Raw genomic sequence first — 12,762 nt, forward strand, 5'->3', positions numbered from 1 at the left:
AAAGGCTCAATAGATATTGAGCCAATCAACAATTATTCGCCTCTAAAAAAGAGCATCTTCAGCTCTAGCGAGTTCATCTTGCAATTTCGCCATGAACTTGAGTTTACGGATCAGATCCGCCGCATTAACCAAGTCTTGTTGATCATCACTACCGATAAGCTGACTCATTTGCACTGTTATCTGCTCTCGATAGCTAGCAAACGAGTGATGTAATTGATCGATTAGCACATCGGGATCATCACAATGCTTGATCGCTTCAAGCGATTCACGCCATTCCATCTGCTGCATTAAAAACTGGGTATCTTTAACCGTAGTGGACTCGTGACTCAGATCGATTCCTTTCAAGCTCAGCATATGTTCGGCACGCAAAATAGGATGCTTTAACGTGTTATACCCATCATTCACCTGCGCAGTGCGCTGTACGGCAATACGTTTGTCTTGCTCGCTGGCATTAGCAAACTTGTCAGGATGCACCGTCCGCTGCAGATCGCGATAGCGTTCTGCAAGCAAGACAGTGTCGAGGTCATATACAGGCGATAAACTAAACAACTCAAAGTAGTTCATGTATTTAGATTCGGTAGTTAGACTGTAAAGCTTTCGCCACAGCCACACTCCCCTTTAGCGTTAGGGTTATTAAACTGAAATCCTTCATTGAGTCCTTCTTTAATGAAGTCTAACTCGATACCTTGAAGGTAGATAAAGCTTTTGGCATCAATGATGATTTTTACCCCATCGATATCAAAGACTTCATCATCGGCATTCAGATCATCAACAAACTCAAGTATGTAAGCCATACCTGAACATCCTGAGGTTTTTAGCCCCAAACGTAATCCAATACCTTTCCCGCGACTGGCCAAAAAGCTTTTCACCCTTTCGGCAGCCGCTGGAGTCATCGTTATTGCCATGTTAACTCCGAATATTACTTCTGATGCTTAGACTTGTAGTCTTCTAACGCCGCTTTAATCGCATCTTCTGCCAAAATTGAGCAGTGGATTTTAACAGGCGGTAATGCAAGCTCTTCAGCAATATCCGTATTTTTAATCGCTTGCGCTTGTTCAATAGTTTTACCTTTTACCCACTCGGTTACTAATGAACTTGACGCAATCGCACTGCCACAACCATACGTTTTAAACTTTGCATCTTCGATAATACCGTTATCGTCGATTTTAAGTTGTAACTTCATCACGTCACCACAGGCAGGTGCACCGACCATACCGGTAACCACTGATGGGTCGTTTTTGTCGAATGAACCTACGTTACGTGGGTTCTCATAATGATCTATTACTTTTTCACTGTAAGCCATGATTCTGCTCCAATCGCTCTATTCGTTTATTAGCCGGATTAATGATGTGCCCATTCAACCTGAGACAGGTCAACGCCATCTTTAAACATCTCCCACAATGGAGACATCTCCCTTAAGTGACCAATAGACTTGTTAATGGTCTCTATCGCGTGGTCAATCTCTTCTTCTGTAGTGAAACGACCAATTGAGAAACGGATTGAGCTATGCGCCATTTCATCGTTTAGTCCTAACGCTCGAAGCACATAGCTTGGCTCCAAGCTTGCTGATGTACAGGCCGAACCTGACGAAACAGCCAAATCTTTCAATGCCATCATCAACGACTCACCTTCAACAAAGTTAAAGCTGACATTAAAGATGCCGCAGTATCCCTGTTCTACATCGCCATTAATATAGGTTTCTTCGATATCTTTGATACCGTCCCATAATCTGTCGCGTAAGCGGCGAATGCGCGCGTTATCCGCTTCCATGTCAGCTTTGGCTACGGCAGCCGCTTCACCCAAACCGACAATTTGGTGTGTCGCCAATGTACCACTGCGCATACCGCGTTCATGACCACCGCCATGCATAATCGCTTCTAAACGGATACGTGGTTTACGACGCACATAAAGCGCACCAATGCCTTTAGGACCGTACATTTTATGGCCTGAAATCGACATCAAATCGACTTTGCTTTTCTGTAAATCGATAGGCAATTTACCCGCACTCTGCGCAGCATCGACATGGAAAATCACTTTCTTTGCACGGCACAATTCGCCAATCGCATCGATATCATGAATGACACCAAGTTCATTGTTAACGTGCATCAGGCTAAGTAAGATAGTGTCTTCACGCATCGCCGCTTCAATTTTTTCTAGCGGGATAATGCCGTTAGCACCTGGCTCTAGGTAAGTCACTTCATACCCTTCACGCTCTAGCTGACGGCAGGTATCGAGTACGGCTTTGTGTTCGGTCTTGCTGGTGATGATGTGCTTACCCTTTTTATGATAAAAATGGGCAACACCTTTAATGGCTAGGTTGTCAGATTCTGTCGCGCCAGAGGTAAATACAATCTCACGCGGATCGGCATTAATTAGCTCAGCAATCTGGTTACGAGCAATATCAACCGCTTCTTCGGCTTGCCAACCATAGCGATGCGAACGTGATGCTGGGTTACCAAAAATGCCATCCATCGTCAGGCATTGCATCATTTTTTCTGCAACACGAGGATCGACTGGCGTTGTTGCAGCATAATCTAAATAAATAGGAAGCTTCATCTCACACTCCGTACTTAGCGGACTAACACAGACCGCTTACCACGTACAAAAATAAATATTAGTTAAATAACAAAGTTAACTTAGGCAGTTACTCTTTGTTCCTGTTGTATTTTGTCCTGTTTAATTGAGATAAATTGAACATCTCGCTTGTTCATCAATCCGGCAAGACTAATGCCATTTAAAAAATCTGAAATCTGTTTGCTTAAATCACCCCAAAGTGAATGGGTTAGACAGCGAGTTCCACTTTGGCAATTTCCCAGACCTTGGCAACGGGTGGCATCAACAGACTCATCCACCGCTCTGACGACCATACCAACCGATATTTCACCGGCGTCAAATCCTAGACGATAACCACCGCCAGGACCTCTTACGCTCGAGACTAATCCATGTTTACGTAATTTAGCGAAGAGTTGCTCAAGATAGGATAGGGAGATTCCCTGACGTTCGGAGATGTCAGCTAACGGCACTGGGCCAGATGTAGAATGCATAGCAACGTCTAACATTGCCGTTACTGCATAGCGCCCTTTTGAAGTAAGTTTCATAGCTACCACTGCTCTCTAAAATGCTTAGGTCAATTCAACCATACTTGAGTAATTCAGTCAAGTATAAAACCCAGCAGTTTAGTCAGGTATTTAAGATGATAACGAAACAGATAAAATACCCTGATTCATTAGTGGGGTATTTAACCTGTTTCGCCCGCAAGATTCAATGTCACGAGACAATTAATCTGATTTTTCTTAAATTATGGGATCAAACTCATCAATCGCATGTTGGCGCTTTTCTGCAGCGGCTTGTTCTACATCGCTAAACTCATCGACATCAAGCTCAGGCAGACGCTCGGTGCAGACACTGCCGCCCATGCTTTGTACTGCTTGACACACCTCTTGAACTTTAGAGTCCATTAGGTGCATGTGATCGAGCATCTGGCCGATAGCATTGGCAACAGGATCGGGGTTATCAGGTGACACAGCATAAGCATCAAAACCGTACTTTTTGGCCATTTCGGTGCGGCGCAGGGCATGTTCTTTGGATTTCTCCGTTGGTTTAGCCACCACTCTTGCGGGGATGCCCACCACAGTCGTGTCTTTAGCCACTTCCTTAACCACCACAGAATTTGACCCCACGCGAGCACCATCGTGCATAGTGATCGGCCCCAGAATCTTGGCACCAGCCCCAATCACCACATTGTCACCCAAGGTTGGGTGACGTTTACCCGCTTGCCATGTTGTGCCCCCTAAGGTCACGCCATGATAAAGGGTACAATCATTGCCAATTTCAGCCGTTTCACCAATCACAACCCCCATACCATGGTCGATAAAAAACCGATCCCCAATGGTCGCGCCAGGATGGATCTCGACTCCCGTTAACCAGCGAGAAAAAGTCGATATCACTCGAGCCGTTAGGCGCCATTTGCGTTTCCATAATTTATGACTCAGCCGATGTATCCAAATTGCTTGCATACCTGGGTAGTTCATTAATATCTCTAAGGTGCTATTTGCCGCAGGGTCTCTGTGATAAATAGACTCGATATCGTCTTTAATTCTGGATATGACGCCCATGGACTTAATCTTCCTTTTTAACTGCCGGGTCTTGTTGCGTTTGTTGCGCGTTATCGGCCAAGGACACTTTTTTATCAACAGAGGTTAAAATACCACGCAAGATATTCATCTCTTGGCTTTCAATTCTGGCACGACTAAACAGACGACGCAGTTTAGTCATCACCTGCCCAGGGTGCTGTTTAACAATAAAACCCGTCGACAGTAACGTGTTTTCTAAATGATTAAAAAAGTTCTCTTGCTCTTTTGCCAGCGGATATTCAACGTGCTCAACTGCCTCTGGCGACTGATTAAGAAAAGCAACACGCGCTTCATAACAGATGATTTGCACCGCTTGCGCTAAGTTCAATGAGGTGTATTCAGGATTGGCTGGGATCGCCACATGATAGTTACACTTTTGCAGTTCTTCGTTAGAGAGGCCATTATTTTCACGACCAAATACAATCGCTACAGGCCCATTAACTGCTGAGGCGACTAATTTTTCCCCCGCCTGACGAGGATCAAGCATTGGCCAATCAAGGGTGCGACTACGGGCACTTGTGGCGATCACTAAGCTACAATCGGCAATTGCATCGGCAAGCGAATCAACCGTCACTGCATGCTTTAAGATATCAGACGCACCGGCGGCCAAAGCAACCGAGTGACCGTCTGGCGCCACTTTAGGTTCGGCTAAATATAGGGTAGATAATCCCATGGTCTTCATCGCACGAGCGGTAGAGCCAATATTACCAGGATGGGAGGTTCCTACGAGAACTACACGAATATTGCTAAGCATGAAACTCTTAATTTCTATCTATAGAACAGTGTCATTGATGGTATCACAGCGAAGTCAGATCCTTTATATAAAAATCTCTATTTGATATAACCGTAAAATCTCGTATAATGTGCGCCGATTATTTATATCTGTTCTTTAACATCCAGGGGATTGTAATGCATCCGATGCAGACTATTGCTGTGCGCGCCGCTCGCGCTGCCGGCCAAACGATTATGCGCGCCTACACCGAACTTGACCGTGTAGAAATTAGCGCAAAAGGTATCAATGACTACGTAACTAACGTGGATAAAGAAGCAGAAGCGGCCATTACATATCAGATTCGCAAGTCATACCCAGACCATACTATCGTTGCCGAAGAAGGTGGCGAGAATAAGGGCGACAATAAAGACTATATGTGGATTGTTGATCCCTTGGATGGCACTAACAACTTTGTTAGAGGCATCCCTCATTTCTCGGTATCGATTGCCGTACAATACAAAGGTAAAACCGAAGTCGCCGTAGTTTACGATCCAGTACGTGACGAGCTATTTACCGCAGTGCGTGGTAAAGGCGCAAAGTTAAACGATTTCCGTTTACGCGTAAGTAAAACTAACGATTTGAATGAAACAATTATTGCTACTGGTTTCCCATTCAAAGCCAAACAACACTCTGAAACCTACATGAAGCTATTTGCTGAAACCTTCAGCATGTGCGCCGATTTGCGCCGTGCGGGCTCAGCGGCTTTAGATCTAGCGTATGTAGCTGCTGGCCGTATGGATGCGTTTTTTGAGATCGGTCTTAAACCATGGGATATCGCTGCTGGCGATCTTATCGTGCGTGAAGCCGGTGGTACCGTTACTGACTTCACCGGTAACCATGGATATATGAATTCAGGCAACATCATTGCTGGTACGCCTAAAGCGACCGGATTACTCGTTAAAAGTTTCCGTCCATTACTCAGTGAAGCACTCAAGCGTTGATTCTAAGGTCACTTTACCTCGATAACGTGTGATAACTTAACAATTTAAAACCGCTCTTGATGAGCGGTTTTTTTTATATTTTTCCTTGTTCCCCTTATACTCTGACCCGCGAATGGTAATCCATCAATAGCGCAGATTAACGCTATTACTCATATTGAGGTTAAGGACCATTACTGATATTAGGGCCATTGCTGATAATAGGGCCATTATTGATATTAATATTGCACCGTAAAAATATTAAGCCTTTGCCGTTCAGACATGTCCAATTTAAGCAGACTTAAAATCCCCCCACTATTTTCAACGGTAGTGTTTAAATTTAAACACGATTCAATCCCTTAACCGACAGGCTCAACATAACATCGAGATTCAATGTCACCTTATCCGAGACATTAATGCATCACTTTGTGAATAAAATCACAAACATCTGCTAGCGCAATACGCAATTGTTGATACCATCTATAAAAACACTAATGAGAGTTGTTTATGGGAAAGCTTTATATTCGCTATGGTTCAAAAAGCATCAAGGCTGTTGAGTACTTCGTCTTAATCATTATCGCCATTGCCACCATGGTGGCGATTGGACAAGAGGTCGTACACATCATTATTATGCGCAAAGTGGCGCTAGAAGATCTGTTACTGCTGTTTATCTATCTCGAAGTGTTAGCCATGGTGGCTAATTACGCTGAGTCAGGAAAACTGCCAGTACGAATGCCACTGTATATCGCCATTGTTGCACTCGCTCGATATCTGATTTTAGATATGAAAAGCATGGACGACTGGCGTATTTTTGCCATTGCCGTTTCAACCTTTGTTTTGGCTGGCACTGTGATTGTGATCCGTTGGGGACAACTTAAATTGCCTTATCCTCGAAATGGCGATGACCTTTAATATACTGGTTAATCAAACCATAACGGCGCTTCCTGAGCGCCGTTTGTTTAGCTATGTCTTCACATCGAAATTATGCTAGCTTTAACTCATTAGGACTATTCCACACTACAAGGAAAATCAATGAACCTACAGCAAGAGCTTGATGAACGTCGTCAATCATTACGGGTAGACATGGAATCGGAGCGAATTAATATTGCCTGGACGGACGCCAGTGGCGAAACTAAATATGCTGATGCTTTATGTGTCGACCTTTCCCGTCGTGGGGTACTCATCGAATATCACCAACCTTTTACCTTAGGGGAATTACTCGATATCACCTTCAACCCTAATACCGACAAACAAAATACAATTAAAGCGCAAGTGTGCCGCTGCCAGCAACAAAATAGCGCAAACTACCGCACTGCATTGCAAATTATTTAGTCATTTCAGTGGGCTAATCTATACTAAAAAACACTTATGTAATGCTAAGTAACCCAATGCTCGACTTGATGGAGGGACACACATGATTTTGCTTGTAGGCGGTGAGAAAGGAGGCGCAGGTAAAAGCTGTATGGCGCAAAACATTGCTGTTCATATCACTCAAAAACATAACGCGAATGTGTTAATGGTCGATTGTGACCCACAGCGCACCACTTCAGATTGGATCCAAGCCCGTAATGAAGATCCCAACCTCCCAACCATCAACTGCATTCAGCTATATGGTAAAATCCGTAACGATTTACTCGGGCTCGATCAACGCTTTGATTATGTGATTGTTGATTGTGGTGGCCAAGACAACCTCGCCATGCGTGCCGCCATGTCGGTAGCCACCTATGTGCTACTGCCACTTCGACCTAAACGCCGCGATCTAAAAACCCTACCCCACATGGAAGATATGCTCAGTACCTGTAAGATGGTCAACCCCAAAATGGTCGCTGCAGTGGTTATAACTCAATGTCCATCATTGCCTAATCAGTATAAGCGCATCTTAGAAGCCAAAGAGGTGGTCGAATCCTTTGGACTAAGGGCATTAAACGCAGTCACTTTCAGCCGCAATATCTATGACGATAGCGAAGAGCAAGGCTCATCGGTACTTGAAATTGAGCCCGACGGTAAAGCCGCCATCGAAATACGTGCTATTTGCGATGAACTACTCGCCATACCACCTGAAAATTCTTATGAGCTTAACTGATCTTAAGCGGCGTAAGCCTAAGCCGCGTAAAGAACTCTCGCTCGAAGAGTTTATCGAAGATGCCAACAATTATGCATTTGGCCAACCCAGCCTATCCCAACGCACTAAGAAGAAACACAAAGCCAAGCAAACGGTTAGCCTTAAAAAGCAATCTAGTAAAATTTTTCGCCACGCCACCTTCACCCTTACCGAAAAAAGTATTGCACAGCTCAATCAACTGGCCAGTGACGCAAAAATTGCCAAGTCCCGACTTATCCGGTTGATGATAAAAGATTTTGCCGACAAGTCACCACAAGCCATACAACAACTTATTGATGAAAGCCAAGACTAACTCGATAGATGTAAGTGATGTGATAGGACAGCGTATACTGACGCCGCCCTATCACTGCAATGGCTAATGATGACAAATCTTATCGGCAGCGGTCTCAATCCCCATTGATGACTCAGTAAACTTACCTTTACGCTCTAACAAAGCAATCAGTTGCTCAGCCGACATCTCTGTTGCCGAACACGTATGATATGTGGCCTGTTCACCAAAATGAGTCGCCATTAGTTTAATAAGTTCTGTTTTCGATATAGCGCCGCCTAATGACAGCATGAGTTGCATCACTTGATGACCATGAATTGAGTCTGACATCTTAACCTCAACAAAGATTTAATTAATGTGCATGTTATAACTTATAATTGATAGTAAAACCATGCGCTATAGCGCAAAGTGAACGGTTGTGGTCTCTTAAGGGCTAGTGTTATGCTCAAGAGGCTCATTCAAACACTCAGCCAATGGCTTGGCTCATGCCATAATAGGAACATCTGTTTTTATGCCGCTCATTTTATTGCTAACCCAACAGATGTGTTTATATCTAGTGATCGTTTACTTACTGAGTAAAACACCACTATTTAAGCTATTTGCCGAAACCGCGACCCGCTTACCCCATAAAATCTACATCTACTTTATCTTTTCAGGCTTTTGTATTTTAGCCACCTACTTTGGTGAACAGACTAACGATGCCATTGCCAACACCCGTGCCATGGGCGCCGTGTTAGGCGGTCTACTCGGCGGCCCTGTTACCGGCTTTTTGGTTGGCTTAACTGGCGGTTTACATCGTTACAGCTTGGGCGGGTTTACCGATCTTGCTTGTGCGATATCCACCACATTAGAAGGCTTCTCTGCCGGACTCGTCGGCTTATATTTACGTAAATTAGACAAGAGTGAATTGGTCTATACTCCCCTGCTCGTTTGCTTGGTCACCTTTTCAGCCGAAATGATGCAGATGGGGATTATTCTCGCGGTAGCACAACCCTTAGATGATGCTGTTGAACTGGTCAAACAGATTGCACTTCCCATGCTGCTGGTTAATTCGGTCGGCGCCGCGCTGTTTATGAGTATGGTGCGCGACCAAAAAACCATGTTCGATAAGCTATCATCGGCGTTTTCGACTAAAGCACTCAGAATTGCCGAGCGCAGCGTTGGGGTGTTATCCAGAGGCTTCGATCAAGAGAGCAGTACCAAAGTCGCGCAGATCATTATTGAAGAAACCCATGTTGGCGCCGTAGCCATTACCGACCGAGAAAAACTGCTGGCCTTTATCGGCATCGGCGATGATCATCACATTCCTGGCACCCCCATTTCATCGAAAATCACCCAAGATGCAATCGAGCAAAATTGTGTCATGTTTGCCGATGGAGTGGAAACGCGTTATGCCTGTTCAATCTCTAATCAATGCCGCTTAGGTTCAAGCCTAGTGATCCCGCTGCGATGTGAGTCAGAAGTGATCGGCACGATTAAGTTATATGAACCCAAAAACAAACTATTTTTAAATATTAACAAGACATTGGGCGAAGGTATTGCACGATTAATGTCTAATCAAATCCTATATGGCCGCTACGAACAACAGCAGAATTTATTGACACAATCAGAACTAAAACTACTGCAAGCTCAGGTCAATCCTCACTTTTTGTTTAACGCCTTAAACACCATCGCTGCCATTATTGGCCGTGATCCAGTAATGGCGCGCCAACTGATCCAACACTTAGCCCAATTTTTACGCATCAACTTAAAACGCACCACAGGCCTGGTCACCCTAACGGATGAACTCGAACATATCGACGCCTACCTTATGATAGAAAAAGCGCGCTTTTTCGATAAATTAAGTGTCGAGATCGATATTCCAGCCTCGTTGCATCATCATAAATTGCCCGCATTTACCCTACAGCCCATTATCGAAAATGCCGTTAAACATGGTACATCTCACCTTATTGAGCCTGGTGAGATAAGGGTAAGTGGACGAGCCGACAACGACCAATTAATTTTGCAAGTCACCGATAACGCAGGATTATATGACACAACGCAGCAGACAGATAACTCAGGCCTGGGCATGTCGATTGTGCATAAACGCATTCAAAATCTGTTTGGCAATAGCTTTGGCGTCACGATAACATCGAGCCGCGATGAATATACGCAAATAACCATTACCTTACCGTTAACCACCAGCCCAATAGGACAGTCAAAGTGATCCGCTGTTTAATTATTGACGATGAGCCCTTTGCCCGCGATGCATTACAAGAGTTACTCAACGTCTATGACGATATTGAGGTGATCGGCCAATGTGCTAATGCCATTGAGGCGATACAATCGATTAGCAAATTAAAGCCTGATTTGATTTTTTTAGACATTCAGATGCCCAAAATTACTGGCCTTGAAATGGTTGCCATGCTGGATCCTGATACTATGCCCCGAGTAGTATTTGTCACCGCCTATGATGAATATGCAATTCAAGCTTTTGACAATCATGCTTTTGACTATCTGCTTAAGCCCATTGATGCAGCCCGCTTGCAGACCAGCATTCATCGTCTACGTAAAGATTTGCCCCAACCCTCACTGAGCGCCATTTTACCCACAACACTGGAACATGTGCCCTGTTATTGCGGCAATCGCCTCAAAGTGATTAACATCAGAGATGTCGAATACGCGTTCAGCGATTTAAGCGGCATCCATGTTACCACCGCCAATGAGCAGGTGCATACGCATCTCACCCTTAAAGTACTCGAAGAGAAGACCGCGCTAATACGTTGTCACAAGCAGTATCTTGTTGCGCCCCACGCTATCAGTGAAATTGTGATGCAGGACAATGGCGCTGATGTTATTACCCATTCAGACAAAACGATACCTGTATCACGGCGATTTTTAAAACCACTAAAACAGCTATTTGGCTTTCATTGATTAGCTCCTAGGCTCCCATTTACATGGATGACTCGACGCGCAGGGGCTTGTGCTCGCCCAGTAACCAAACCGTTAACCGCCTTAAATAACCGCTTAATCGCTTGATACGACCACTCACCTAAATGTCGATTTTATTCTCTCTCACAGACGATACACTCTGCGTGTCTTTCACTGGGGGTAAAAGATTATGATGTGGTTTCTAATGTGTGTCGGCCTGCTAATTGGCGGATACTTCATCTACGGTAAATTTGTTGAAAAAGTCTTCGGCATAAATGAGGCGCGTCAAACGCCCGCCTTTACCCAAACCGACGGGGTAGATTTTGTCCCCATGTCTAAAGGTAAGGTCTACCTTATCCAACTGCTTAATATTGCCGGTGTTGGGCCTATCTTTGGCCCTATCTTAGGTGCACTTTATGGCCCTGCCGCTATGTTATGGATTGTGCTCGGCTGTATTTTTGCTGGTGCGGTCCACGATTATTTTTCAGGCATGCTCTCGGTAAGAAATAATGGCCAGTCGGTACCTAATCTTGCCGGTAAATACCTGGGCAAAAGTGCCAAACATTTTATGAATATTTTTGCCATCATCCTACTCTTGCTGGTCGGTGTGGTGTTTATTTCTGCGCCTGCTGGTTTGCTCGGCAAGTTAACCGGCTGGGATATTAGCATCTTCGTAGGGATTATTTTTACTTACTATTTAATCGCAACCATTGTGCCAGTCGATAAAATTATCGGTCGCCTATATCCTTTCTTCGGCGCCTTATTGCTGTTCATGTCTGTAGGGTTAACCATAGCGCTAGTCGTGTCGAGCGAACACTCTCTGTTACCTGGGTTTGAAGCAAGCGATTTTTTAACCAACCTTAATCCCAATGACATGCCACTGTGGCCTGCCCTGTTTATCACTATTGCCTGCGGTGCGATATCAGGTTTCCACGCGACTCAGTCACCGCTAATGGCTCGTTGTGTAGAAAATGAATCTAACGGCCGCTTTGTGTTCTTCGGCGCCATGATAGGCGAAGGGATCATTGCACTTATCTGGTGTGCTATCGCCTTATCTTTCTTCGGCGGTGTTGAAGGGCTCAATGCCGGTATGGCAGGCAACCCCGCTAACGTAGTATATGAAGCATCAACTGGCTTGTTGGGCGCTGTGGGTGGCTTTATGGCTATCTTAGGTGTCATTATTTTGCCTATCACATCTGGCGATACGGCGTTTCGTTCGGCCCGCTTGATTTTAGCCGAGTTCTTTAAGCTACCACAAACTGCGCTACCTAAACGTCTATTATTGGCTATCCCACTGTTCATCATGGGCGCGATTTTAACTCAAGTCGATTTTGGGGTGATTTGGCGCTACTTTGGTGTGGCTAACCAAACAACCGCAGTGATGATGTTATGGACGGCATCTGCATACTTACTGCGTCACAATAAGTTCCATTGGATCTGTACCGTCCCAGCGATGTTTATGACCACAGTGGTGATAAGCTTCCTGCTCAACTCGGCAACCTTAGGCGCTGGTCTACCGATGACGCTATCAACGATTGCCGGTGTGGTGTCAACTCTAGTTATCACCGCACTCATCATGGTGAAAACCAAAGGTAAAGGCGAAGATGAGGATGAAACCTCCTTGGTAGAAAAAGCCTAAC

The 12,762-nt window shown here is 44.8% G+C and carries 16 protein-coding genes; 8 read left to right on the plus strand and 8 right to left on the minus strand.

Going from position 1 to position 12,762, the window contains the following annotated elements; all coding sequences use genetic code 11:
- Positions 1–42: 42 nt before the first annotated feature.
- The 7 genes from hscB to trmJ form a co-directional block, all read right to left on the minus strand.
- Positions 43–564 (minus strand): co-chaperone HscB, encoded by a 522-nt coding sequence (hscB, locus tag AC0VXX_RS10370; protein WP_475514172.1) that lies wholly within the window; start codon positions 562–564, stop codon positions 43–45.
- 17 nt (positions 565–581) lie between these two features.
- Positions 582–905 carry an iron-sulfur cluster assembly protein IscA gene (gene iscA, locus AC0VXX_RS10375; protein WP_475514173.1) on the minus strand — a complete coding sequence of 108 codons (324 nt, stop codon included), beginning with the start codon at positions 903–905 and terminating at the stop codon, positions 582–584.
- A gap of 14 nt (positions 906–919) precedes the next feature.
- Positions 920–1,303 (minus strand): Fe-S cluster assembly scaffold IscU, encoded by a 384-nt coding sequence (gene iscU, locus AC0VXX_RS10380; protein ID WP_110458874.1) that lies wholly within the window; start codon positions 1,301–1,303, stop codon positions 920–922.
- 38 nt (positions 1,304–1,341) lie between these two features.
- Positions 1,342–2,556: an IscS subfamily cysteine desulfurase gene (locus tag AC0VXX_RS10385; RefSeq protein ID WP_475514174.1), complete on the minus strand. Its 1,215-nt coding sequence runs from the start codon at positions 2,554–2,556 to the stop codon at positions 1,342–1,344.
- A gap of 80 nt (positions 2,557–2,636) precedes the next feature.
- Positions 2,637–3,098 carry a Fe-S cluster assembly transcriptional regulator IscR gene (gene iscR / locus AC0VXX_RS10390; protein WP_110458872.1) on the minus strand — a complete coding sequence of 154 codons (462 nt, stop codon included), beginning with the start codon at positions 3,096–3,098 and terminating at the stop codon, positions 2,637–2,639.
- A 195-nt stretch (positions 3,099–3,293) separates the two neighbouring features.
- Positions 3,294–4,115 carry a serine O-acetyltransferase gene (gene cysE / locus AC0VXX_RS10395; protein WP_475514175.1) on the minus strand — a complete coding sequence of 274 codons (822 nt, stop codon included), beginning with the start codon at positions 4,113–4,115 and terminating at the stop codon, positions 3,294–3,296.
- 4 nt (positions 4,116–4,119) lie between these two features.
- Entirely contained in the window at positions 4,120–4,887 is a 768-nt protein-coding gene (gene trmJ / locus AC0VXX_RS10400) for a tRNA (cytosine(32)/uridine(32)-2'-O)-methyltransferase TrmJ (protein ID WP_475514176.1), read from the minus strand.
- Between the two features lie 155 nt (positions 4,888–5,042).
- On the opposite strand from trmJ, the gene suhB reads away from it, so the two are divergent.
- The 5 genes from suhB (at position 5,043) to AC0VXX_RS10425 (ending at position 8,236) form a co-directional block, all read left to right on the plus strand.
- Positions 5,043–5,846 (plus strand): inositol-1-monophosphatase, encoded by an 804-nt coding sequence (gene suhB, locus AC0VXX_RS10405; protein WP_475514177.1) that lies wholly within the window; start codon positions 5,043–5,045, stop codon positions 5,844–5,846.
- 483 nt (positions 5,847–6,329) lie between these two features.
- Positions 6,330–6,734 carry a phosphate-starvation-inducible protein PsiE gene (locus tag AC0VXX_RS10410; RefSeq protein WP_475514178.1) on the plus strand — a complete coding sequence of 135 codons (405 nt, stop codon included), beginning with the start codon at positions 6,330–6,332 and terminating at the stop codon, positions 6,732–6,734.
- Positions 6,735–6,854: 120 nt separating this feature from the next.
- On the plus strand, positions 6,855–7,154 hold the full coding sequence (locus AC0VXX_RS10415) for a PilZ domain-containing protein (RefSeq protein ID WP_475514179.1): 300 nt from the start codon (positions 6,855–6,857) through the stop codon (positions 7,152–7,154).
- Positions 7,155–7,236: 82 nt separating this feature from the next.
- The gene (locus tag AC0VXX_RS10420) at positions 7,237–7,905 is read left to right on the plus strand and encodes an AAA family ATPase (protein WP_119979091.1); all 669 of its coding nucleotides are present in this window, start codon (positions 7,237–7,239) and stop codon (positions 7,903–7,905) included.
- Complete coding sequence (locus tag AC0VXX_RS10425) at positions 7,892–8,236, plus strand: replication protein RepA (protein WP_475514180.1); 345 nt, start codon at positions 7,892–7,894, stop codon at positions 8,234–8,236. The genes AC0VXX_RS10420 and AC0VXX_RS10425 overlap by 14 nt, the downstream gene beginning before the upstream one ends.
- Positions 8,237–8,299: 63 nt before the next feature.
- Here the strand turns inward: AC0VXX_RS10425 and AC0VXX_RS10430 are convergent, their stop codons facing one another.
- Positions 8,300–8,542, minus strand: coding sequence for a YecH family metal-binding protein (locus tag AC0VXX_RS10430; RefSeq protein ID WP_475514181.1), 243 nt, complete (start codon positions 8,540–8,542; stop codon positions 8,300–8,302).
- 181 nt (positions 8,543–8,723) lie between these two features.
- Between AC0VXX_RS10430 and AC0VXX_RS10435 the strand changes: the two genes are divergently transcribed.
- From AC0VXX_RS10435 to AC0VXX_RS10445, 3 genes are all read left to right on the plus strand, one after another.
- Positions 8,724–10,418, plus strand: a complete 1,695-nt coding sequence (locus tag AC0VXX_RS10435) for a LytS/YhcK type 5TM receptor domain-containing protein (protein ID WP_475514182.1) — start codon at positions 8,724–8,726, stop codon at positions 10,416–10,418.
- Positions 10,415–11,125, plus strand: a complete 711-nt coding sequence (gene btsR / locus AC0VXX_RS10440) for a two-component system response regulator BtsR (protein ID WP_475514183.1) — start codon at positions 10,415–10,417, stop codon at positions 11,123–11,125. Before AC0VXX_RS10435 ends, btsR begins: the two co-directional genes overlap by 4 nt.
- A gap of 187 nt (positions 11,126–11,312) precedes the next feature.
- A complete protein-coding gene (locus tag AC0VXX_RS10445; RefSeq protein WP_475514184.1) occupies positions 11,313–12,761 on the plus strand; it encodes a carbon starvation CstA family protein in 1,449 nt (482 codons plus the stop codon).
- Position 12,762: the final 1 nt, after the last annotated feature.

The organism is Shewanella sp. QJM3NY_23 (genome assembly GCF_056173105.1).